The sequence below is a fragment of the Allobosea sp. GW821-FHT03A12 genome (assembly GCF_058986765.1).
In genome coordinates this window covers 161,233-184,344 of sequence record NZ_JBYSVZ010000001.1, presented here as the reverse complement: position 1 = coordinate 184,344, position 23,112 = coordinate 161,233, and the positions used below count along the sequence as shown (strand labels likewise).

Annotated in this window: 21 protein-coding genes; 13 read left to right on the top strand and 8 right to left on the bottom strand. The window is 67.8% G+C overall.

Translation table 11 applies throughout. The features are described from left to right. The 5 genes from AC3WLC_RS00865 to AC3WLC_RS00845 all read left to right on the top strand — a co-directional run bounded on the left by AC3WLC_RS00865 (position 1) and on the right by AC3WLC_RS00845 (position 5,620). A complete protein-coding gene (locus tag AC3WLC_RS00865; protein WP_493682062.1) occupies positions 1–843 on the top strand; it encodes an alpha/beta fold hydrolase in 843 nt (280 codons plus the stop codon). Next, entirely contained in the window at positions 824–1,924 is a 1,101-nt protein-coding gene (locus AC3WLC_RS00860) for a mandelate racemase/muconate lactonizing enzyme family protein (RefSeq protein WP_493682061.1), read from the top strand. Before AC3WLC_RS00865 ends, AC3WLC_RS00860 begins: the two co-directional genes overlap by 20 nt. 155 nt (positions 1,925–2,079) lie before the next feature. Continuing rightward, positions 2,080–3,672 (top strand): ABC transporter substrate-binding protein, encoded by a 1,593-nt coding sequence (locus AC3WLC_RS00855; protein WP_493682060.1) that lies wholly within the window; start codon positions 2,080–2,082, stop codon positions 3,670–3,672. Positions 3,673–3,795: 123 nt separating this feature from the next. Continuing rightward, positions 3,796–4,737 carry an ABC transporter permease gene (locus tag AC3WLC_RS00850; RefSeq protein WP_493682059.1) on the top strand — a complete coding sequence of 314 codons (942 nt, stop codon included), beginning with the start codon at positions 3,796–3,798 and terminating at the stop codon, positions 4,735–4,737. Positions 4,738–4,747: 10 nt separating this feature from the next. Continuing rightward, positions 4,748–5,620 carry an ABC transporter permease gene (locus AC3WLC_RS00845; protein WP_493682058.1) on the top strand — a complete coding sequence of 291 codons (873 nt, stop codon included), beginning with the start codon at positions 4,748–4,750 and terminating at the stop codon, positions 5,618–5,620. A gap of 30 nt (positions 5,621–5,650) precedes the next feature. On the opposite strand, the gene AC3WLC_RS00840 is transcribed toward AC3WLC_RS00845, so the two are convergent. The 4 genes from AC3WLC_RS00840 to AC3WLC_RS00825 all read right to left on the bottom strand — a co-directional run bounded on the left by AC3WLC_RS00840 (position 5,651) and on the right by AC3WLC_RS00825 (position 11,310). Next, positions 5,651–6,928 (bottom strand): c-type cytochrome, encoded by a 1,278-nt coding sequence (locus AC3WLC_RS00840; protein ID WP_493682057.1) that lies wholly within the window; start codon positions 6,926–6,928, stop codon positions 5,651–5,653. A gap of 5 nt (positions 6,929–6,933) precedes the next feature. Further along, positions 6,934–7,479 carry a (2Fe-2S)-binding protein gene (locus AC3WLC_RS00835; protein ID WP_493682056.1) on the bottom strand — a complete coding sequence of 182 codons (546 nt, stop codon included), beginning with the start codon at positions 7,477–7,479 and terminating at the stop codon, positions 6,934–6,936. Then, positions 7,476–10,304: a xanthine dehydrogenase family protein molybdopterin-binding subunit gene (locus AC3WLC_RS00830; protein WP_493682055.1), complete on the bottom strand. Its 2,829-nt coding sequence runs from the start codon at positions 10,302–10,304 to the stop codon at positions 7,476–7,478. The genes AC3WLC_RS00835 and AC3WLC_RS00830 overlap by 4 nt, the downstream gene beginning before the upstream one ends. A 133-nt stretch (positions 10,305–10,437) precedes the next feature. After that, positions 10,438–11,310: a MurR/RpiR family transcriptional regulator gene (locus AC3WLC_RS00825; protein ID WP_493682054.1), complete on the bottom strand. Its 873-nt coding sequence runs from the start codon at positions 11,308–11,310 to the stop codon at positions 10,438–10,440. Between the two features lie 97 nt (positions 11,311–11,407). On the opposite strand from AC3WLC_RS00825, the gene AC3WLC_RS00820 reads away from it, so the two are divergent. The 7 genes from AC3WLC_RS00820 (at position 11,408) to AC3WLC_RS00790 (ending at position 18,489) form a co-directional block, all read left to right on the top strand. Then, complete coding sequence (locus AC3WLC_RS00820) at positions 11,408–13,018, top strand: ABC transporter substrate-binding protein (protein ID WP_493682053.1); 1,611 nt, start codon at positions 11,408–11,410, stop codon at positions 13,016–13,018. A 30-nt stretch (positions 13,019–13,048) separates the two neighbouring features. Further along, complete coding sequence (locus tag AC3WLC_RS00815) at positions 13,049–14,026, top strand: ABC transporter permease (protein ID WP_493682052.1); 978 nt, start codon at positions 13,049–13,051, stop codon at positions 14,024–14,026. After that, the gene (locus AC3WLC_RS00810; RefSeq protein WP_493682051.1) at positions 14,023–14,931 is read left to right on the top strand and encodes an ABC transporter permease; all 909 of its coding nucleotides are present in this window, start codon (positions 14,023–14,025) and stop codon (positions 14,929–14,931) included. The genes AC3WLC_RS00815 and AC3WLC_RS00810 overlap by 4 nt, the downstream gene beginning before the upstream one ends. Beyond that, a complete protein-coding gene (locus tag AC3WLC_RS00805; RefSeq protein ID WP_493682050.1) occupies positions 14,928–15,911 on the top strand; it encodes an ABC transporter ATP-binding protein in 984 nt (327 codons plus the stop codon). The genes AC3WLC_RS00810 and AC3WLC_RS00805 overlap by 4 nt, the downstream gene beginning before the upstream one ends. Then, positions 15,908–16,915, top strand: coding sequence for an ABC transporter ATP-binding protein (locus AC3WLC_RS00800; RefSeq protein ID WP_493682049.1), 1,008 nt, complete (start codon positions 15,908–15,910; stop codon positions 16,913–16,915). The genes AC3WLC_RS00805 and AC3WLC_RS00800 overlap by 4 nt, the downstream gene beginning before the upstream one ends. Further along, positions 16,912–17,787, top strand: a complete 876-nt coding sequence (locus tag AC3WLC_RS00795) for an alpha/beta hydrolase family protein (RefSeq protein ID WP_493682048.1) — start codon at positions 16,912–16,914, stop codon at positions 17,785–17,787. Before AC3WLC_RS00800 ends, AC3WLC_RS00795 begins: the two co-directional genes overlap by 4 nt. Positions 17,788–17,859: 72 nt before the next feature. Further along, positions 17,860–18,489 (top strand): Rossmann-fold NAD(P)-binding domain-containing protein, encoded by a 630-nt coding sequence (locus tag AC3WLC_RS00790; protein ID WP_493682047.1) that lies wholly within the window; start codon positions 17,860–17,862, stop codon positions 18,487–18,489. A 2-nt stretch (positions 18,490–18,491) separates the two neighbouring features. Here the strand turns inward: AC3WLC_RS00790 and AC3WLC_RS00785 are convergent, their stop codons facing one another. Then, complete coding sequence (locus AC3WLC_RS00785; protein WP_493682046.1) at positions 18,492–18,668, bottom strand: cupin domain-containing protein; 177 nt, start codon at positions 18,666–18,668, stop codon at positions 18,492–18,494. Positions 18,669–18,798: 130 nt separating this feature from the next. Here AC3WLC_RS00785 and AC3WLC_RS00780 point away from each other — a divergent pair, with 130 nt between their 5' ends. After that, positions 18,799–20,061 (top strand): NAD(P)/FAD-dependent oxidoreductase, encoded by a 1,263-nt coding sequence (locus tag AC3WLC_RS00780; RefSeq protein WP_493682045.1) that lies wholly within the window; start codon positions 18,799–18,801, stop codon positions 20,059–20,061. A gap of 1 nt (position 20,062) precedes the next feature. Here the strand turns inward: AC3WLC_RS00780 and AC3WLC_RS00775 are convergent, their stop codons facing one another. From AC3WLC_RS00775 to AC3WLC_RS00765, 3 genes are read right to left on the bottom strand one after another with little or no spacing between them, the layout of a single operon-like run. Then, positions 20,063–21,166, bottom strand: a complete 1,104-nt coding sequence (locus tag AC3WLC_RS00775) for a DUF2218 domain-containing protein (RefSeq protein WP_493682044.1) — start codon at positions 21,164–21,166, stop codon at positions 20,063–20,065. Between the two features lie 28 nt (positions 21,167–21,194). After that, complete coding sequence (locus AC3WLC_RS00770; protein ID WP_493682043.1) at positions 21,195–22,322, bottom strand: ABC transporter substrate-binding protein; 1,128 nt, start codon at positions 22,320–22,322, stop codon at positions 21,195–21,197. Then, positions 22,319–23,071 (bottom strand): alpha/beta hydrolase, encoded by a 753-nt coding sequence (locus AC3WLC_RS00765; RefSeq protein WP_493682041.1) that lies wholly within the window; start codon positions 23,069–23,071, stop codon positions 22,319–22,321. Before AC3WLC_RS00765 ends, AC3WLC_RS00770 begins: the two co-directional genes overlap by 4 nt. Positions 23,072–23,112: the final 41 nt, after the last annotated feature.

The following is a 23,112-nucleotide window of genomic DNA, read 5'->3' as shown; positions in this document are numbered from 1 at the left end:
GTGAACGCCGCCCTCTCCCCAAGCCGCTCGGGGCGCGAAGCCCATGTCGATGTCGGCGACGGCGTCCGGCTATGGGTCTGGGATACGGGCGGCGATGGCCCCGCCATCGTCCTGCTGCACGCCTCAGCCGGCAGCGGCGAGTGCTGGAATCTGCAATGGCCGGTCTTCGCCGAAGCCGGCTATCGCGTCATCGGCTATTCCCGGCGCGGGCATTTCGGCTCCGACGATGGCGACGCAGCAGCGATGACGCCGGCCTCGAGCGACCTGCTTGGGCTCGTCGATGCGCTCGGGCTGGAGCGCTTCCACCTGGTCGGCACTGCCGCCGGCGGCATGGTTGCGACCGACTTTGCCGCCTCGCATCCGCAGCGCCTGCTCAGCTTCGTCATCTCCAGCAGCATCGTCGGGCTGGTGGATGACGATTATCAGGCGATGCTGCATAGGCTGCTCCCATCTGAGTTCGAACAGCTCCCGCATGATTTCCGCGAACTCGGACCATCCTACCGGGCGCAATGCCCGGAAGGCCTCGCGCGCTGGAACGCCATGCTGGCGCGCTCCGGTGTCGAGCGCGTTCCCCTGCGCTTCGCCAACCGCGTCCGCTGGGCCGATCTGCAGCGCTTCGACTTTCCGGTCCTCGTCCTGACCGGCGATGCCGATCTCTACGCCCCACCGGCCAATGCGCGCCTGATCGCCAGCCGTATTCCCGGCGCGCGCCTCGCCATCTTGCCCGATTCCGGCCATTCGCCCTGGTGGGAAGTGCCGGAGCTCTACAACCGCGAGATCTTGAATTTTCTCGGCTCGGTGAGCCGCCAGGAGCACCTTGATCATGGCTACCCCATCCGTTGAGGCCGACCGGATCGTCGCCGTCGAGGTCAGGCGCTGCGTCCAGCCGCAGCAGGATCCGGCCTGGCGCTTTGCCTTGGGCGGCATCCCGCGCCTCGACGGGCTGATCGTGACCTTGCGCACAGCGTCCGGCCTCGTCGGCGAGGGGCATGTCGAGGCGATGGCCTTCTATGCCGACGATCTCACGGGATCGGAGGCCGCGATCGAAGTGCTCCGTCCTATTCTGCTCGGCGCCGACCCGTTGCTTTACGCCCAGACGCGGGATCGCCTCGACAAGGCCCTGTCCGGGCACGAGGCGGTCAAGGCCGGCATCGACAGCGCGCTGCATGAGCTGGCGGCGCGGACCCTACGCGTGCCGCTGCATGTGCTGTTCGGCGGCGCGCGGCGTCAGAGCGTCGAGCTCCAGCGCATCCTGCCGCTCAAGGATCCCCCGGGCATGGCCGCCGATGCCGCCAGGCTCGCCGGGCTCGGTTATCGCTGCCTCAAGGTGAAGGTCGACGGTGATGCCGATCTCGCCGAGGCCCGCGTCAGGGCGGTGCGCGAAAGCGTCGGCCCGGCCGTCAGGCTCTCCGCCGATGCCAATCAGAGCTACACGCCGAAGGCCGCGCTGCGCATGATCGAGCGTATCGCCCGTCATGGCGTCGACCTCGTCGAGCAGCCGGTTCCCGCCGCAGACGTCCCGGGTCTCGCTTTCGTCTCGCAGCGCAGCCCGATCGCGGTCGAGGCGGACGAAGCTATTCGTTCGCTGCGCGACATCGTCACGCTGATCGCGGAGGGCGCCTGCGACAGCTTCAACCTGAAGAGCTCGGTGCTTGGCGGGATCGGCAAGGTCTTCATTGCCGCGCAGATCTGCGAAGCGGCGGGGCGGGCCTATCGGGTCGGGACCGCCTATGGCCCCCGCCTGATCGCGGCCCAATGCCTGCACCTGGCTGCGGCGCTGCCGTCCTTCCACTACCCCGTCGAGTTCGCCGAGTTCGATCATCTGCTCGATGATCCCTTCTCCGGCCTGGAGGCTGCGGAGGGCCGGCTCACTCTACCGCAAGGTGTCGGCTCCGGATTGACGCAACTATCGGAGAATGCTTGACATTCCCGAGGCATGGCCTCAGGCTTCAAAGATCAGGCGGTTGGCGATAGCGAGGGTCTCAATCCTCGTTATATCGAGCCTTCCTCACCGACACAGGTCGATCAAACGCCGCAGAGCGCGCGACCCGTGATCTCGTTCAGGTGAGGAGCTCAACAATGAACATCCGGACAAGTTTTGCGCGTGCCCTACGCGCCGCTGGCGTCGTGGTCGCAGCCAGCATGGCGACACTCGCCGTTGCGCAGGACAAGGACACCTTCCGCTTCGCCGCAGCAACCGATCTGCGCGTCATCGATCCGATCTGGTCGCTGGAATACAACAGCCGCAACCATGGCTATCTCGTCTACGACACGCTGTTCGCCTTCGACTCGAAATTCCAGGTCAAGCCGCAGATGGTCGAGACCTGGACCGTCTCGGACGACAAGCTGCGCTACGCCTTCAAGCTGCGGCCGGGCCTGACCTGGCACGACGGCATGCCCGTCACCGCGGCCGACTGCGTCGCCTCGATCAAGCGCTGGGGCCAGCGCGATTCGATCGGCCAGGCGCTGATCGCTGCGGCCGGCGAGATCAAGGCGACCGGAGCCGACAGCTTCGAGATCATCCTGAAGGAGCCGTTCGGCCATGTGCTCTCAGCGCTGGCCAAGACCGGCTCGCCGGTGCCGTTCATGATGCCCGAGCGCATCGCCAAGACCAGCGGCTTCGAGCAGATCAAGGAGACCATCGGCTCGGGCCCCTTCATGTTCGCACGCGACGAATGGATGCCGGGCGACAAGGCGGTCTACAAGAAGTTCAAGGGCTACAAGCCCCGCTCCGAGCCCTCCGATTTCATGTCCGGCGGCAAAATCGCCAATGTCGAGCGCATGGAGTGGGTGTTCATCCCGAGCGGCGCCACCGCCGCCGCCGCGCTGCTGGCCGGCGAGGTCGACTGGCTCGAGCATCCGCCCTCCGACCTGCTGCCGACGCTGCAGAACGACAAGGACATCACCGTCCGCGCCGTCGATCCCTTCGGCATGCAGACGATGATCCGCTTCAACCATATCCATCCGCCCTTCGACAACGAGAAGGTCCGGCGCGCCGTTCTGCAGACGATCGAGCAGGGCGAATATCTGCGCGTCCTCAGCGACGACAAGCGCAGCTGGGAGCCCTGCCGCAGCTTCTATTTCTGCGGCACCCGTTTCGGCCGGGACCTCGCGCCAGACCAGCTGCTGTTCAAGAAGAACCTGGACGAGGCGAAGAAGACGCTCGTGGCCTCGGGCTACAAGGGCGAGAAGGTCGTGCTGCTCGACGCCGTCGACGACGCGATCCTGCATCCGGTCACCGTCGTGCTGTTCGACAACCTCAAGGCGATCGGCATGAATGTCGAGCTCCGGGCGACGGACGGCGCCACCATCTTCGCGCTGATGCTGAAGCAGGAGCCGATCGCGCAGGGCGGCTGGAACATCGGCCCGCAATATGCCGACAGCACCAACTATTCGGTGCCCTTCCTCAACAACGCCCTGCGCGCCGGCGGCGTCGGCAAGGCCTCGATCGGCTGGCCCAAGAACGAGGCGATCGAGACGCTGCGGGCCGCCTTCCTCAAGGCGCCGGAGGCCGAGCAGGGCGCGATCGCCGACAAGATCCAGCAGGAGGCCTACGCCGCCTCGATCTACGGGCTGACCGGCCAGTACAAGCAGCTCACCGCCTACCGCAAATCGGTCGAGGGCCTGATCGACTCGCCGATCCCGCTGTTCTGGAACGTCGGCAAGAAGTGAGCGGCCGGCGGCACGCGCCTCCCGCGTGCGCCGCCTCCCATCTCCAGCAGCCACACATCGCGCCGGCGGCCCGCAAGATCGGCGGCGCGGGACATGGCCTGCCCTGAGGAACGGAAAACATCGATGCTGGCCTATATCCTCAAGCGCCTGCTCGCGACCATCCCGGTGATGGCGACCGTCGCGGTCATCGTCTTCATGCTGCTGCATCTGACGCCCGGCGACCCGGCCGCGCTGATCGGCGGCGACCTCGCGACCCCCGAGGATCTGCGCCGCATCCGCGAGCAGCTCGGCCTGGAGCGCCCGATCGCCGAGCAATTCCTCGGCTGGCTCTGGCAGGTGCTGCAAGGCGATCTCGGGACATCGCTGTTCAACCAGATGCCGGTGGCGCAACTGATCGCGCAGCGGATCGAGCCGACCCTGATCATCGGCCTGACGATCATGACCTTCGCGGTGATCGTCGCGATCCCGCTCGGCGTTATCGCCGCCTGGAAGGCCGGCAGCTGGATCGACCAGCTCATCATGACGCTCGCGGTCATCGCCTTCTCGATGCCGATCTTCCTGATCGGCTATCTCCTGATCTTCAAGTTCTCGGTCGAGCTGAAATGGTTCCCGGTGCGCGGCTACCAGCCGATGTCGGCGGGACCGGCGAAGTTCTTCCCGCATATCGTGCTGCCGAGCCTGACCGTCAGCTTCATCTACATCGCCCTGCTGACGCGGATGACCCGGGCGACGGTGCTCGACGTGCTGAACCAGGACTATATGCGCACCGCCCGCGCCAAGGGCATGGCGACGCCGCGCATCCTTGCCGTGCACGCGCTGAAGAACGCCGCCGTGCCGATCGTCACGATGGTCGGCATCGGGCTCTCCTCGCTGCTTGGCGGCATCGTAGTCACCGAGACCGTCTTCGCCATCCCCGGCATCGGCCGCCTGATGATCGACGCGATCATCCGCCGCGACTTCCCGATCCTGCAGGGGGTGATCCTCGTGCTGTCGGCACTCTACGTGCTGATCAACCTCCTGATCGACCTGTCCTATTCGCTGTTCGATCCGCGCATCCGCTATTGAGGACGAGCCCATGAGCATCGCCATCGAGGCCCCTCGCAAGAGCGCCCGCAGCCGGACTTTGACGTACTGGCTCCGGCGCTACCCTCTCTTCATCCTCGGCTGCATCGGGCTGGCGGCGATCATCCTGCTCGCTGTGTTCGCGCCGCTGATCGCGACGCATGACCCGGTCGCGATCAACCCGGCGGCGAGGCTACGCCCGCCGAGCGATGCCTGGCTGTTCGGCTCCGATCCGTTCGGCCGCGACGTCTTCAGCCGCGTCATCTGGGGCGGACGGGTCTCGCTCACGGTCGGCATCGGCGTCGCCGCCCTGTCTGTCTGCCTCGGCCTCGCCATCGGCATGATCGCCGGCTTCAACCGCGTCGCCGATGCGGTCCTGATGCGGATCATGGACGGGATGATGGCGATCCCCGGCATCCTGCTCGCCGTCGCGCTCGTCGCCATCGTCAAGCCGAGCATCACCACGGTCGTCGTGGCGATCGCGATCCCCGAAGTTCCGCGCGTCGTGCGCCTCGTCCGCTCCGTCGTGCTGAGCATCCGCGAGCAGCCCTATATCGAGGCGGCACGCCTGAGCGGGGTGCGCTTTCCCGGCCTGCTGATCCGGCATGTGCTGCCGAACACGATCGCCCCACTGATCGTGCAGGCGAGCTTCGTCTGCGCCTCTGCCATCCTGTCGGAAGCCTATCTCAGCTTCCTCGGCCTCGGCATTCCGCCGACCACGCCGACCTGGGGCAGCGTGATCTCGGAGGGGCGCAATGTCGTGCAGCTCGCTTTCTGGGTCGTGCTCTATCCGAGCCTCTTCCTCGGAGCGACCGTGCTGTTCATCAACCTGATCGGCGACGGCCTGCGCGACATGCTCGACCCGCGCCTGGCGCGGACCTTGTGAGGCCCACAGGCTGCGCAAGCGCCCTCCGGCTCAGCGCAACCGCTTGACCTCGTCCGCCGTGACGCTCGGCTGCTGCCCGCCCCAGCTCGCCCGCAGCCAGTTCGAGAGATCGGCGACCTGCTGGTCGGAGAGCTGCCCGGCGAAGCCCGGCATCGGCTGCATGCGCTCCAGCCCAGGGAAGCGCTGGGCCGGGATGCCGGTCAGGATGACCTTGTTGAGGTTGCGCGCATCGGCCAGCCGCAGCGAGGCATTGGTCGCTAGCGGCACCACCACATGCGGAATTCCCTGACCTTCGACGCCGTGGCAGCTGGCGCAGACCGCGAGATAGCTGGCGCGTGCGGAAGCCGCGACCTCGGCGGAGACGGCAACCGGCTTGGGCGGCGCCGGCGGGGTCGCGCTCTCCGGCAATTTGTCGAGGTCGAAGAGATAGGCCGCCATCGCGGCGAGATCCTCGGCGGTGAAATACTGCGTCGAGAAGTGGACGACCTCGAACATCTGGTTGGTCATCGCACCCTGCGCCGAGATGCCCGACTTCATGAAACCTGCGAAGACCAGCGGGTCGAAGCCCATCCGCGTCAGCCCGGCCTTGGTGATATCAGGCGCGATCACGCCTTCGAGCTCCGAACCCTGGAGATAGGCGCTCTCCTTCATGCCCATGGCGAGGTTTCGCGGCGTATGGCACTCGCCGCAATGGGCGAGCGCGTCGGTGAGATAGCGGCCGCGATTCCACAGCGCCGAGCGCCCGGCGACCTCGGTCTTCGTGTCTGAGGAGAGGTTGACCAGGTTCCAGAAGGTCAGCCCCTGCCGGATGTTGAGCGGGAACGGCATGTGGTTGGCCTTGTTCGCCACCTTCATCGGCTCGCGGCTCATCAGGAAGGCGTAGACCGCGTCGACATCATCAGCCGTCAGCTTGCGATAGGAGGCGTAGGGCATCGCCGGATAGAGATGACCGTGCTTGCCGACGCCGTCGCGCACCGCGCGGTGGAACTCGGCGCGGCTCCAATTGCCGATGCCATGTTCCTTGTCGGGTGAGATATTGGTCGAGAAGATCGTCCCGAGCGGCGTCTCGAACGGCAGGCCGCCGGCCCAGGGCGCGCCGCCCTTGACGACATGGCAGGCATAGCAATCGGCAGCGACGGCGACATAGGCGCCGCGCTTGGCGAGCCCCTTCATCTGCTCGGCCGATAGCGGCTGCTCGATCTCCTTGGCGACCACGCTGCGCTCGAACAGGCCGAGGAAGACCGCCCCCGCCGCGAGCGCACCGACGACAGCGACCGCCAGGGCGGCCAGAAGCAGCTTCCTCGCCATCAGCCTTACGCCTTCACCAAGCCGGGAGTCCTGAGGACGAGATCGCGCACCGCCTCGAAATAGCGGACATAGCCGGTGCAGCGGCAGATATGGCGGTCGAGCGCCTCGCTGATCACCTGCTCCAGCGCCTCGCGCCTGACCGGATTGCGCTTCAACTGGTCGAGCAGCACCGTCGCGCCGGTGACGAAACCAGGCGTGCAATAGCCGCACTGGAAGGAGAAATGCTCGATGAAGGCCTGCTGGACTGGCGAGAGCTCGGTGATCGCGCCATTGGCATCCCGCTTGGCCTGGCCCTCGATGGTCCTGACCTTGCGGCTGGCGAACCAGTGCGCGCCGGTGATGCAGGTCCGCATCTCCTCGAGCGAGCCGTCCGCCTTCTCCAGCACCACGGTGCAGGCATGGCAGATGCCCTGGCCGCAGCCCATGCGCGAGCCGGTCAGGTTCAGGTACTCGTAGAGGAAGTCCTGCATCATCATCGTCTCGGGCACGTCGATCGGACCGACGGCCTTGTCGTTGATGGTCAGGGAGAGCTGCTTGGTCGGGATCGTCATGCCAGCGCCTCTTTGATCCTCTCCGGCGTGAGCGGCAGGGTGTAGAAGCGCTTGCCGATGGCATGGGCGACGCCGTTCACGATCGCAGGCACGACCGCGATCATCACCACCTCGGCCATGCCCTTGGGCGGGTCGGTGTCCGAGAGCGGCGGCAGCACCTCGGCCGTCTGCTTCCAGACCGCGACATCCCTGGAGGTCGGCAACTCGTAGCGGTTCCAGTTCCAGGTGCCGTCGCCCGGCCCGTCCTCATAGAGCGGCAGGTACTCCTTCAAGGCGTGGCCGATGCCCATGGCGAGCCCGCCCTGGATCTGGCCGGAGACCAGCTCCGGCACGATCTGGTTGCCGCATTCGAGGATGGAGTGGTGCGAGAGCAGGCTGACCTCGCCGCTGGCGGTGTCGACGACGATCTCGGCCAATGTCGCCATCGGCGCGTAATAGGTGACGCCGGCATTGTTGCGCTGCGCCGGCGGATAGGCGACCGAGGCACGCTCGACGAAATGCCAGCCTCCTTCCGTCATCAGCGCCTTGCGCTCGGCCGGCGCCCCGTCGCCATATTTCACCGACAGCGCATCGATGGCGAAGCGCCGACGCCCGGTTCCCGGCAGCTCGAACTCGGCCTCGGCCCATTGCCAGCGATTGAAGCTGTGCACGGTGATGCCGGTGACGAGGCCGAGCCGGTGCGCCTCGGCGGCGACCGCGGCGAAGGACAGCGGCTGCATCGCCGCCGCCGTGATCCCGCCATTGGTGACGCGCAGATCCTCGCGGCGTACCGCTTCCGGCGCCATCTGGCCGCCGCCAATGCCGCGCGACCAGAGCGAGCGTGCCGCCGGCCAAATCGTGAGCTCGATCAGCGCCCGGGCCGCCTCGCGCGTCGCATGGCCGAGATAATAGACGCTGTTGGAGGCGCTCATCGGCGAGGTGAAGCTCGGCGTCCAGCGCGGATTGGCCATCCGCCTGTCTTCTTCCTCCTGCGACAGCGTATAGGGCTCGTCGGTGGTCTCCAGCGGCATTTGCGGCCAGCGCACCTTGCCGAACACGGTCTCGTCGGGCTGCTTGCCGAGGATGGCGGCGGCCATCACCGCCTGCGAGGTCGTGGCGCCCGTGCCGATCTCGTGCGCGACATGCGACAGCTTCAGCCGCCCGCTCGGATCGAATTCGAGCGCGCAGAGCGCAGCCTCGGCACCGGTGCCGTAGTCCTTGTGCACATGGCCATAGCCGACGCCGTATTTCTTGCCGGGGTTGGCCGTCTCGAACTCGGCCTTGCGCTTTTGCCTGCCGGTCCAGAGCGGGTGCTTTTCCGCCTTCGCGAGGATCTCGTCATGACGCAGCGCTCCCGAGGGGATCGCGCCCTGCGAGTTCTTCATGCCGGACTTCAGCGCATTGCGCTTCCGGAACTCCATCGGGTCCAAGCCGAGCGCCTCGGCGGCCTCGTCGACCATCATCTCGGTCGCTGCCATGGTCTGCAGCGTGCCGTAGCCGCGCATCGAGCCGGCATCGACGGCGCGCGAAGACAGGATCGCGGCGGAGAAATCGCTTTTCGGCAGATAATAGATCGACTGCGCCGCCGTCGCCCCGACCGTGCCAACCGAGACCGAGAAGTTCTCGCGCCCGCCGCCGTCGTTCTGGTAGCGCCCGGTCATCGCCCGGAACTTGCCGGTCTTGCGGTCGATCACCATGACCTTCTCCATCTGGAAGGCATGGCGCTTCAGCGCGGTCTGGAACTGCTCATAGCGGTCATTGGCGAGCCGGACCGGCCGGCCCTCGCCATAGAGGCCGGCGAGCACGCAGAAGAACGGGAAGAGCGCGTGGTCCTTGGTGCCGTAGCCGACGGTGTAGCCGATCCTGAGGTCGATGCTCCCGAGCGAGAACTTCGACTTCGCCAGCATATGGGCCGCCATCTCGGCGACCTCATGCGGCGACTGCGTCGCGATCAGCGCATGTAGCGTGCCGGTCCCGCGCTCGTACCAGACATTGCCGTTGTCAGCCTCCATGGCGGAGGCATCGGCCGACTGGGTCGAATAGGAGCGCCGCAGCACCAGCACGTCGTCCCCGGCATTGGCGATCTCGCGCTCGATCTCGGCCGCCGCCGCCATGCCGCGCGCCATCGCGTCGCCCTCGCCGGCGGCAGGCCATTGCGGCTCAGTACCCTTGAAGCCGGCGCGGATCGTCGTGTCCTTCAGCGCGGAATAGCGGTCCTCCGCATCGGGATTGCCGCCGTCGATCCGGACATAGCGCGCCGCGCCATAGGGGCCGGGCGTGGTCGAGGGCCCCTCAGGGCCGTAGCGCACGACCTTGTCGTTGAAGCGCAATTTGCGCTTGGCCGCGTCATAGCGGGCGAAGTCGTGATAGATCAGCATGGCGACGGGCTGGCCGAGCAGCCGCGCCGTCTGTCCCTTCGGCACGAAGAAGACGTCGCCATAGAAGCCCGGCCAGGGCGCCGGCATCGCGACGCCGTCGGTGACGAGGTCTTCCTGCAGCACCAGCCGGTCGGGCTTGAGCTCGTCGCCGAGCAAGGCAAGGTCGACGCCGTCGAAGACGCGGTCGACCCGAGTCGCATGCAGCATGAAGGCGTGCGCCTGCTGCTTCGGCCAGCCGTCGAGATCGCGGGCGCGATAGTCGCGGGTGAAGGTCTTGCCGCCGGTGACCTTGGCGATGGCGTCGAGCCGGTATTTCGGCCTACCACGGGCAGTCAGCCAATCGGCGCCCGGGCGCGGCGGCGTCTCGATCAACTCGGCCTGCGTCACCGAGGGCAGCAGGGAAATCTTGAGGGCAACGCCGGCGGCACCGACCTTGAGGAAGCTTCTGCGCGACAGATCCGCCTTCACGCGGAACCTCCCACTGTCTTTTACGAGCACATCTCGTTTGTCCGAATCATTCTAAAAGCAGACTGCACGGGCGTATACGGGATTGTTGCTCGGACCGGTTGTGTGGGGCAGCGCCGTCGGCCGGCCGCACCGCCTAGTAATGGAAGGTCCAGAGCAGGCTCTCGCTCAAGCCCTTCAGCGCCTCGACCGCGTCGGGCCGCTCGCGCGCCAGCGTGGTGATCAAGGCATCGGCCACGGCGAAGGCCGCGGTCGGCGAGTTCGGCAGGAAGCTGTTGCGCGCCGGGGCGAAGAAAGTCATGTCGGCCAGCGGCACCAATGGCGATGACGGGCTGTCGGTCAGCGCAATCAGGACGGCGCCGCGCTTCTTGGCGAATTTGGCGAGCTCCAGCGTGGCACGCGAATAGCGCGGCAGCGAGATCGCGATGACGACGTCCTGCGACCCGGCCGAGAGCATGTGGCGGACGGCGCGCTCGGGCCCGCCGCGCGAGGAGGCGAAGACGACCTCGGCGTCAAGATAGAGCGCGAGCCCATCCTCCAGGAAGGCGCCGACATAGTGACTGGCGCCCGAGCCGACGATGAAGATGCGGCGCGCCTTCAGCATCAGGGCGATGGTGCGATTGACCGTCGCCTCCTCCAGCGTCGCGATCGCCTCGTCGAGATTGGCGGCCTCGCCCTTCAGCGTCGTCGCCATGGTGGCGAAGACCGAGCCGGCGGCAGCGCGGGCATCCGCCAACCCTTCGACTGGGGCGAGCGCGACCTTGAGCGCCGTCGACAGCGCGGCACGAAAATCGCTGTAGTTACGGTAGCCCAGCGCCCGGACGAAGCGGGTCACGGTCGCGGTCGAGGTGCCGCTCTTCTCGGCCAACCCCTCGATCGTCACTGTCGCCGAGTCGAGCGGGCTCTGCAGCACGAAATCGGCCGCCTTGCGATGGCCCTCGCTCAGCGAGGGGTAGATTCGGGCGATGCGGTTGGCCAGGTCCGTCGTCGGCTTCAGGGCGCGTGACATGGCTCTCCTGCTGATTGACGTCGGATCATTTTCATGTTTGCTACCGCGTGAAAATAAAGCTGTCAAAACGACCAGCTACGGGAACGGAGACCGACCGATGCGTCAGCGCGCGCTCATCACCATCCTGCTCGGCGCCAGCATGCTGAGCGCGCCCGCGATGGCGCAGACCCTGCGCATTGCGCTCGCCTCCGAGCCGACCGCCGTCGACCCGCATTATCACGAGCTGACCCCCAACAACGCGCTCGCAGCGCACATCTTCGACAACCTCGTCCTGCAGGACGAGATGCAGGCGCTGAAGCCGGGTCTCGCCACCTCCTGGGAGAACGACGGCAAGAACCGCTGGACCTTCAAGCTGCGCCAGGGCGTCAAGTTCACCAACGGCCAGCCCTTCGGCGCGCAGGATGTCGTTTTCACCTTCTGCCGCACGCTGAAGAACGAGACCAAGGTCTCCGATTCCTTCGCCGACGTCACCAGCAACTTCGCCAAGGTCGAAACACCCGATGCCAGCACGCTGGTGATCGAGACCAAGGTGCCGGAGCCGCTGCTGCCCAACCTGCTCTCCAGCCTGCCCATCCTCTCGGCTTCGATCGTCCAGCATGGCGAGATCAAATACGACGTCGCCAATAACTGCGGCGTCACCAGCCCCTGGCCGGCAGTCAACAACTTCAACGACGGCACGATGGCGATCGGCACCGGGCCATACAAGCTGAAGTCCTATGTGCGGGGCTCGGCGATCGAGCTCGAGCGCAATCCCGACTACTGGGGCGGCCAGCAGCCCTGGGCCACCGTGCGCTTCCTGCCGGTGACCAATGCCGGCCCGCGCCTCGCCGGCCTGCTCGCCGGCGACTACGACGTGATCGAGAACCCGGCGGCGCGCGACCTTGCCCGGATCAAGAGCGACAAGCGCTTCGGCTCGGTCATCACGCCCTCGACCCGCATCGTCTATTTCCAACTCGACGTCGCCCGCGACGAGAGCCCCTTCGTCAAGGCGCCCGACGGCAAGAATCCGCTGAAGGATGCGCGCGTGCGCAAGGCGATGTCGCTCGCCATCGACCGCGAGGCGATCGTCAAGCGCATCATGGACGGCGCTGCCGAGCCGGCCTACCAGTACCTGCCGACCGGCATGTTCGGCACGCTGCCGAACCCGCCCAAGCTCGCCTATGACCCGGCCGCGGCGAAGAAGCTGCTGGCGGAGGCCGGCTACCCCAACGGCTTCCAGCTGACGCTGTCCTCGACCAATGACCGCTACATCAACGACAGCCAGATCACCCAGGCGGTCGCGCAGTATCTGACCCAGATCGGCATCAAGGCCGAGGTCGACGCGATGACGCGCGCGATCTACTTCCCGCGCCGCGCCAAGAAGGAATTCAGCGTCGCGATCGGCGGCTGGGGCTCGGCGACCGGCGAGGCCGCCTCCTTCCTGCGCCAGTGGCCGCCGACCCCGAACGAGGCCAAGACTCTCGGCGGCTCGAACTATGGCGGCTACAAGAACGACGAGTTCGACAAGGTGATCCGCGCCGCGGTCTCCGAGCTCGACGACAAGAAGCGCGCCGAGCTGCTGCAGCAGGCGATGAAGCTCGTGCTCGACGACGGCGCCTTCATCCCACTCCACTTCGAAAGCGGCATCTGGGCCTTCAAGTCGGAGCTCGCGGTCGCCGGCCGCGCCGACCAGTACATGCTCGCCATGTCGGTGAAGCCGGCGAAGTAAGCCGGCGAACACCCCACCGAGGTTCGGCGCATGACCGCCTTCGTCCTGCAGCGGCTGATCCAGAGCGTGCTCGTACTGCTCGCGGTCTCGATCGTGGTCTTCCTTGCCGTCTATGGCATCGGAGACCCGATCGAGCTCCTGGTCTCGCCCTCGGCCAGTGCAGCCGAGCGCGAGGCACTGATCCGCCGGCTGGGGCTCGATTTGCCGGTCTGGCAGCAATACCTGACCTTCATGGCCAACGCCCTGAAGGGCGATCTCGGCCGTTCCTTCGTGCATGGCGTCCCGGCGCTGCAATTGATCCTGCAGCGACTGCCGGCGACCTTCGAACTGGTGCTGCTGGCGATGGCGCTGGCGCTCGCTGCCGGCATCCCGCTCGGGCTGATGGCGGGCCTCAACCCCGACAGCCGGAGCGCCCGCATCGTCATGGCCAGCACCGTGCTCGGCTTCTCGCTGCCGAGCTTCTGGAAGGGCATGATGCTGATCCTGCTCTTCGCCGTCTGGCTCGGCTGGCTGCCGACGGCAGGGCGCGGCGAGACGGTCTCGCTCCTCGGCATCCAGACCAGCCTTTTGACCTTGGACGGGTTGCAGCACATCGCCTTGCCCGCGCTCAACCTGGCGATCCCGAATCTTGCTCTGATCATCCGGCTCGTCGCGGCCGGTACCACCGAGACGATGACGCTGGATTATGTGAAATACGCCCGCGCCAAGGGCGTTCGGCCCAGGCGCATCGTCAACCGGCACATCCTGCGCAATATCCTGATCCCGGTCGTCACCGTCGTCGGCGTCGAGTTCGGCAGCCTCGTCGCCTTCTCCACGATCACCGAGACCGTCTTCGCCTGGCCGGGCATGGGCAAGCTGCTGATCGACTCGGTCTACCAGCTCGACCGGCCGGTGGTCGTCGCCTACGTCCTGCTGGCGACGCTGCTCTTCGTCACCGTCAACTTCCTGGTCGACGTGCTCTATGCCGCGCTCGATCCGCGGGTGAAGCTCGCCGGAGAGCAGGCATGAGCCTGGACGCTCCCCGCCTCGCCGGCCCCATCAAGGCCGACACGCCCTTGCGCGAGAAGGTGCTGCGCCATCTGCGCAACCGCCCGACCACGCGCGGCGCCGCGATCCTGCTGGGGATCATGGTGGCGCTCGCTCTGCTGGCTCCGTTCATCACACCGCAGAACCCGCATGATCTCGGCTCGCTCAGCGTCATGGACAACCGGCTGGCGCCGGGCGAGCAGGGCATGAGCGGCTTCACCTACTGGCTCGGCAGCGACGCGCAGGGGCGAGACATGCTGAGCGCCATCCTCTACGGCCTGCGCACCAGCCTGCTCGTCGGCCTCGCCTCGACCATCGGCGCGCTCTCGATCGGCATCCTCGCCGGGCTCGCCGCGGCGCAGTTCGGCGGCGTGGTCGACGCGATCATCATGCGCGTCGTCGACTTCATGCTCGGTTTCCCCTCGATCCTGGTCGCGCTGGTGCTGCTCGCCTCGATCGGGCGCGGCGTCGACAAGGTCATCCTCGCCATCGTGCTGGTGCAATGGGCGCAATATGCCCGCCTGATGCGCGCGGCAGCGCTGGTCGAGCGGCGCAAGGAATATATCGAGGCGGCCGTGAATTTCGGCCTGCCGACCCGCCACATCATGCTGGCCCATCTCCTGCCGAACTCGGTCGGCGCCGTGCTCGTCGTTGCCAGCATCAGCATCGCCTCGGCGATCACGCTGGAGGCGACGCTCTCCTTCCTCGGCGTCGGCGTGCCGGTAACGCAGCCCTCGCTCGGCCTGCTGATCGCCAACGGCTTCGAATTCCTGCTCTCCGGCGAATACTGGATCGCCGTCTTCCCCGGCATCGCGCTCGTGCTCCTGATCATGTCGCTCAACCTCGTCGGCGATCGCCTGCGCCGCAGCTTCAACGTGCGCGCATGAGCCAAGCCCCTCTCCTTTCCGTGCGCGGCCTCAAGACCGTGTTCCACGCCCAGGACGGCGCCTGGCCGGCGGTCGACGGCGTCGATTTCAGCGTCGCCAAGGGCGAGGTGCTCGGCCTCGTCGGTGAATCCGGCTCCGGCAAGTCGGTCACCGGCTTCTCGCTGGTGCAATTGATCGACCCGCCGGGCGAGGTCGTCGCCGGCGAAGTGCTGTTCGACGGCGACGATCTGCGCGCCGTCTCGCAGGAGCGGCTGCGGCAACTGCGCGGCGACCGGATCGCGATGATCTTCCAGGATCCGCTGATGACGCTGAACCCGGTGCTCAGCATCGGCGAGCAGATGAGCGAGGCGATCCTCGAGCATCGCGCCTGCAGCCGGCAGGAGGCGCTTGCCAAGGCCGCCAAGGCGCTGGCGCGGGTCGGTATCTCCTCTCCGGAAACGCGCCTCAAGCAGTACCCGCACGAATTCTCCGGCGGCATGCGCCAGCGCGTCGCGATCGCGACTGCGCTTCTCAACGATCCCGACCTGATCATCGCCGACGAGCCGACCACCGCGCTCGACGTCACCATCCAGGCGCAGATCCTCTACGAGGTCCAAAAACTCTCGCGCGAGACTGGGGCCGCGGTGATCTGGATTACCCACGACCTCGCCGTGGTCGCCGAGCTCGCCGACCGGGTGGCGGTGATGTATGCCGGCCGCATCGTCGAGATCGGCGAGATCGAGACCGTGCTCGACCGGCCGCGCCATCCCTATACGCTCGGCCTGCTCAACTCCTCGGCGACGATGGTCGAAGTCGGCGAGCGCCTGCACCAGATCGACGGCATGGCGCCGCGGATCGACTCGCGCCCCTCCGGCTGCCCGTTCCGGCCACGCTGCGAGCGGGCTTTGCCGATCTGTGCCGACAGCGATCCGCAGCCGCAGCCCCATGACGGCCGCACCCTGCGCTGCCACAACCCCGTGCCGGATCGGGTGGCGGCATGAGCGAGACCCTGTTCGAGCTGCGCGGTGTCCGCAAATATTTCCGCGGCAAGGCCAATATCGCCGAGCGCATCCTGACCGCGATCGGCCGGCACGCACCGCCTTCGACCCTGAAGGCGGTCGACGGCGTCGATCTCAGCGTCCGCAAGGGCGAGGTGCTCGGCCTCGTCGGCGAATCCGGTTGCGGCAAGTCGACCCTGGCGCGCATCGCCACCGGCATCCTGCCGCCGACCGAGGGCGAGGTCTTCTACAAGGGGCGCTCCGCCGCGGCGCTGAAAGGCAAGGATCGGCTCGATTATCTGCTGAAGGTGCAGATGATCTTCCAGGACCCCTACGCTTCGCTCGATCCGCGCATGCGGGTCAGCCGCATCGTCGGCGAGGCGCTCTCGGTGCACAAGCTGGTGCCGAAGGCGGAGCTCGATGGCGCGGTCGACCGGGCGCTCTCTGAGGTCGGGCTCGATCTCGCCTATCGCGAGCGCTACCCGCATCAGTTCTCCGGCGGCCAGCGCCAGCGCATCGGCATCGCCCGGGCGCTCGCGGTGAAGCCAGATTTCCTGGTCTGCGACGAACCGGTCTCGGCGCTCGACGTCTCGATCCAGGCGCAGGTGATCAATCTGTTCATGGATGTGCGCGAGCGGCACGGGCTGACCTATCTCTTCGTCAGCCATGATCTCGGACTCGTCCGCCACATCAGCGACCGCGTCGCGATCATGTATCTCGGCCGCATCGTCGAGATTGGCAGCGCGACCGCGATCTTCGCCGAGCCGGCGCACCCCTATAGCACCGCCCTGATCAAGGCGATCCCATCGGCAGCACGGCGCAAGAGCAGCTTCCAGCCGCTCAAGGGCGAACTGCCCTCGCCGCTGGCCCCGCCCCCCGGCTGCCCGTTCCACCCGCGCTGCGAGCACGCCATGGCGGTCTGCCGTGAGGTCCGCCCGGACCTCACGGAGATCGCGCCCGGCCGCAGCGCCGCCTGCCACCTGCACACGACTGCGAAGGCCGCATGAGCACGACGCTTACTCTCGATCCGCCGCAGGGCCGCAGCACCCTGCCCTTCATCGACGCGCGCCACCCGGAGCGGCCGCTCGAGATCAACTTCTACCGGCCAGCGCGGCACCGCTCCGAAGACGAGGTGGTGTTCGTCCAGCATGGCATGCTGCGCAATGGCGACGACTACCGCGATTTCTGGATCGAAGCCGCCGAGAAGCACAAGCTGCTGATCGTCGCGCCGACCTTCGGCAATGAGCACTTCCCCAAGGCCGAGGGCTACAACAACGGCCTCGTCGTCGGTGAGGACGGCACCATCGCCGCGTCTGACGACTGGCTCTACGCGGTGCCAGCTCGCGTGCTGGCAGCACTGCGCCAGGCCGGCGTCACCAGGCGCGACAAGGTCAAGCTGTTCGGCCATTCGGCCGGCGGCCAGTTCGTCCACCGCCTGCTGGCGACGCAGAGCGAGACGCCTTACGAGGTCGCTTTCCCCGCCAATTCCGGTTGGTACACACTGCCGACACTGGAAAGGCGCTTCCCGGAAGGGCTCGGCGGGCTCGGCCTCGGCGAAGCGGAACTCGCGCGCTGGCTCGCCTGGCCGATGGTGATCTTCGCCGGCGACCAGGACATCGTCACGGATGATCCGCACCTGCCGGCTCAACCCGAAGCGTTGGCGCAGGGACCCATGCGCTATGCCCGCGCCCATTTCATGCTCGACTTCGCCAAGGCAGAGGCGGCCAGGCGCGGCCTGCCCTGCAACTGGTCGCTGATCACCGTGCCCGGCATCGGCCATGACGGCGCGGCGATGTCGCGCGCAGCGGCCGCATGGTGGTACGAAGGCCGAATTCCATCGGTAGAGGAGCTGCAACCTCAGGCGACCGCCGTCGCCTGAGATGCTGGAGGCTCGACCGGCCACGTCCCATCTGCGACATCTGGCTCGCAGTGATGGTGGAGGCCGACCGCGATGAAACTGCTGCTCGCGGGTGCGACGGGACTGGTCGGCGGCCATGTTCTGACGCAGGCGCTCGCCGATCCGCGCATCGATGCGGTGATCGCGCCCGTGCGCCGCGCCCTGCCCGCCCATGCGAAGCTTCTGGCGCCGACCGTCGATTTCGAGGCCCTGCCCGAGGATGCGACCTGGTGGGCGGCCGATGCGGCAATCTCGGCGCTCGGCACGACCATCGGCAAAGCCGGCTCGCAGGAGGCCTTCCGGCGGGTCGACCACGATTATCAGCTCGCCGTCGCCAAGCTTGCCGGCCGGCACGGCACACCGGTCTTCGTCCTGAACTCGGCGCTCGGGGCGGACCCGGCGTCGCGCATCTTTTACAACCGGGTGAAGGGCGAGCTGGAGCGTGACCTCGCCGGCCTCGACTTCGCCTCGCTCACCTTTGTCAGGCCGGGCCTGATCGGCGGCGAGCGGCAGGAAAGCCGCCCGGCCGAACGCGCCGCGCTCGTCCTGCTCGGCATCCTCGGCCCGCTGCTGCCGCGCGCCTGGCGCATCAATCCGGCCAGGCGCATCGCCGCCGCCATGATCGAGGCCGCCATCGCGGCAAAGCCCGGGACGCATGTCGTCAGCTCGGCTGAACTGGTCTGAAATCAGGCCGTCTCGCACCAGACCCAGAGCAGGATCGCGTCGATATCGCCGGTCGTGTAGCAGAGATGGGTCAGCCGGCTGTCGAAATAGAGGCTGTCGCCCGGCTTCAGCCTGATCTCGTCATAGGAGCCGCTGCACACCCTGACCGGCGCGACTATCGAATCCGCCCATCCCGACACCGCTGCGAGCCAGGCGGCGCTGATCCTGAAGCACCTGGCGTGAGCAGCCATCGTCTTGCAAAGCACGCCGAATTGAGGCTCGGTGCCGGCGTGCTCGTTTCGGGCCTTTGGAGACGGGCTCGGCCAGACGATGACGACGGCAGGACGACAGGCGGATGTGATCGTGCTCGGCGCCGGCATCGTCGGCGTCAGCATCGCCCTGCATCTGCAGGAGCGCGGCCGCCGCGTCCTGCTGGTCGACCGCGGCGAGCCCGGCGCCGAGACCAGCCATGGTAATGCCGGGCTGATCGAGCGCTCCTCGGTCATTCCGTATGGCTTCCCGCGAGGTCTCGCGACGCTCGCCGCCTTCGCCTCGAACCGCTCGATCGCAGTGCGCTACCGACCTGCGACGCTGCTGCGGATGGCGCCCTGGCTGGCGCGCTATTGGTGGAACTCGGCGCCCGCTCGGCTCGACCGGCTGGGGCAGGCCATCCTGCCGCTGATCGAACGCTGCATCGACGAGCATCGCCACTGGACAAAGGCCGCCGGAACCGAGGCGCTGATCCGCAGCGAAGGCTGGATGGAGCTCTACCGCAGCCACCCCGGCCTGCAGAAGGCGGTGAAGGCGGCAGAAGAGCTCGCGCCCTATCGCCTTGCCTATGATGTCCTCGACGAGGCCGCGCTGCGGGCACGCGAGCCGGGCCTGCTACCGGGCATCGTCGCCGGCGCCGTACATTGGCGCGATCCTGAGACCGTCAGCGATCCCGGCGCGGTGACGCGCGCCTATGCCGCCCTCTTCACCGCGCGCGGCGGCGAGTTGCGACGCGCCGATGCGACCGGCCTGCAGCAGGACGGCGCGGGTTGGAGCTTGTCGGCCGACGGCGAGGACTGGCGCGCGCCCGAAGCCGTCGTCGCACTGGGCCCGTGGTCCAACGATCTCTGCGAACGGCTCGGCTATCGCTTTCCGCTCGGCTTCAAGCGCGGCTATCACATGCATTACGCCAGTGCTGGGGAGACCTGTCCGCAGCACCCGCTCTGCGATGTGCAGGCCGGCTTCGTGCTGACCCCGATGGCGCGCGGCATCCGCCTGACCACCGGCATCGAGCTGGCCGCGCGCGACGCGCCCTCCGATTCCTGGCAGCTCGACCAGGCCGAGCACGTGGCCCGCCGGATCATGCCGCTGGGCCAGCGTCTCGATGCCGAACCCTGGCGCGGTGCGCGGCCCTGCCTGCCCGACATGCTGCCGATCATCGGGCCGGCGCCCCGGCATCGCGGCCTCTGGCTCGCCTTCGGCCATGCCCATCACGGCTTCACGCTCGGCCCTGCCACCGGGCGGCTCTTGGCCGAGATGATGAGGGGGCAGGCGCCGTTCTGCGATCCCGCGCCCTTCGCGGCCACCCGCTTCGGAACCTGACCTAGGCAGCCTTGCGCTTCTCCGCCGCGTGCTGCTCCTCCGAGACGCCGGCACGCCAGTAGCTGACGACGAGGTGCGCATCGATCTCGGAGCGCAGATATTGGCGCGCCGCGGCGCGGATCTGGCGGAAAGCGGCATGCTCGCAGGCAGCCCAGAGATAGAGGCTGCCTTCGCCCGCCGGCCAGTCTAGCGTCGCCAGCGAATCGGTCAGCAGGCTCGTCGAGCCCGGTTCTGCACCGTCGCGATGGAGCCAGCGCAGGCTGACGCCGTCCGGCACCGCGAGAGGCTGACGCTCGGCCGCATCGGCGATCTCGATCAGCGCGAGGCCGGATGCGCCCGCCGGCAGATGCTCCAGCATGCGGGCGAGCGCCGGCAGGCCGGTCTCGTCGGCGAGGAAGATGTAGCGCTCAGCTTGTTTCAGCCCGCGCCCGCCCGGCCCGGCCATGCCGATGCGGTCGCCGACACGCACGCTCGCGGCGAAGGCCGAACCCGGCCCGGCATCGTCATGCAGCACGAAATCGATGGCGAGCGTGCCGGCGGCGGCGTCGATCTCGCGGATCGTATATTTGCGGACGGCCGGCCGCTGCCCCTCGGGCGGCACCTGCAGCAGCCCGTCCACGCCGATCATCGGCCAGACCGGCTCGGCGAGGCCCGCCGGCGGGATGAACAGGCGCACATGCAGCGCCTCCAGCGAATCGTAGCGGGCAAGGTCCTCGCCGCGGAAGCGGATGCGGCGCATATGCGGCGTCAATTGCTCGACGCCGGTCACGCTCAGCACACGGAAATCCGGCGGCAGCATCGGCTCCGTGCCGTCACCGCGCCAGAGGATCGTCGGCGCGGGGTCGGTCGGCGCGAACTCGACGACATGACTCGCAATGGCGAACTTGTTGCCTTGCAGCTGGGCGAGGTCAGGGGCCTCGATCACGACGGACAGAGCGCCTGGCTCCGCGGTCAGCTCCGCCCGGCTGTCGCCGAACCGGATCGTCGTCACGCCGCCAGCTTCGTTCACCTCAGCCTCATGCTCGAGCATGTGCTCGCAGAGCGGGCGCAGCACGGCAGCGGGATCGGGCAGGGCGATACGCGTTTGCGCACGAAGCATGGTCATGGGAGGTATCCTGTCGCTGCCCTTGATCTCAGGGCTTGGCCGGGCCGGCGCCGTCGATCCAGAGCGCGCCGTCGAGCGGGATCGCCGAGAAGCGGCGGGAGATCTCGTCCAGGGTCGCCTGCGGGTCGACATCGGCGAAGCGCTCGGGGTGGAACCAGGTCGCCAGTCGCTCGATCGCGACGATATGGAGCGGGGTGTCGTTGAACAGGTGCCAGAGCCCATAGGCCCGGCGATTGCGCACCGCCGCCAGCGCGGCGATGCCGGGCTTGCCCAGCAGCGCGGCGAAACTCGGCGCCGCGGTCTCGCGGGAGACGCCGAGCCCGAGGACGAGGCCATTCAGCCTGGCCAGATGCGTGCCGCCGGTCGCGACATAGATCGCGGGATCGGCGGCGAGGAGCTGCTCCAGGCTGATCTGCCCGGTCGCGCCGGGCAGGATCGCGGCGGCGATGTTGCGCCCGCCGGCAGCCGTGATGAAGTCGTCGAAGGTGCCCTTGCCCGGCGTCTGGCAGCAATCGAAGCCGCCGGCATGGGCGTGCATGAACACCGAGGGGCGTTCCGCCCCGCGCAGCCGCTCCTCGATCAGGCGCCGGCGCTCCTCGTAGAAGCGGATATAGGCCTCGGCCTGTTCTTCGCGGCCGATCAGCTTGCCGAGGATGCGCAGGCTCGGCAGCGTGTCGCGCATCGGCTGCAGGTAGAAGTCGACCACCGCGACCTTGATGCCGGCTGCCTCGAAGCGCTCGACCAGATCGCCCGGCCCGCGCCGCGTGCCGGCAAGCGAGCTGCTGAGGATGACGAGGTCGGGCGAGAGCGACACCGCCTTCTCGAAGGAGAAGCCGTCCTGCATCCCGCCATCGCCGACGGTCGGCACGCTCTCGATCGCCGGGAATTTGGCGAGATAGCGCGCATAAGCGTCGGGGTTCTGGCGGCGATGATCGGCACCCCAGCCGGCGAGCAGGCTGATTGGATCGGGATGGATCAGGCCGAGCGCATTGAGCTGGCGCCCCTGCGCCAGCACAATGCGCTTGGCCGGAGCCGGCAAGCTCACGCTGCGCCCGAGCAGGTCGGTCACCGTGACCGGCTCGGCACGGGCAGGCAGCGCCAGAGCCGAAAGCAGCGCACCGATCACGAGCAGCAATCGCGACAGCGAAGCGATCATGGCGTGCCCCCTTCGCCGAGCGTGAAAGCGACCGCGCGCGACAGCATGGCCGGAAGGACGGAGATGTGGTTCTCGCCGGGAAAGACGACATGCTCGCATGCGAACCGCCCGGATGCCGCCAGCGCCCCAGCCATCTCGGCGGCGTTGTCGAGCATCCGCGCCATGCGCAGGCGCGCCGCCCGCTGCGGATCACGCTGCTCGTCGCCGCTCTGCTCCTGCCCGCCGACGGTGATCAGCAGGCGCGGCGGCGATACCGCTGCAGGCGAGTTCAGGAAGCGTTCGCGCGTCTTGACGATGGCGCGGTCGTCCCACCAGATCGACGGGCTGCCGGCGACATGACTGCGGAACAGGTCCGGCCGCGCGAACAGCGCGTGGAGAGCGAAGAGCCCGCCGAAGGAATGACCGGCCAGCGACAGCCGCGCCCGGTCGATCGGCGCGAGCCGTTCGACCTGCGTCAGGATCTCGCCTTCGATCAGGTCGAGGAAGCGGTCGGCGCCACCATCCGTCGGCAGGAGGTCGCGCCGGCGCCGCTCGGCATCGAAGGGCGCCGCGCTGGGGTAGCCGATGCCGAGGATCACGGCCGGAGCGACGCCGGTCACCCCGGGACGTCCGCCCTGCAACCGCGCGGCGGACAGCGCCGTCGGGAACAGCGCATCGCCGTCGGTCAGGATCAGGACCGGAAACCCCGCGGCCGGCGCCGGCTCGGGCGGGACGGCTATCAGGAGCCGGTACTCGGCGCCCCCTGACACGGAGAAGGCGAGGCTGTGCGTATGCGGCAGCGCGATCGGCC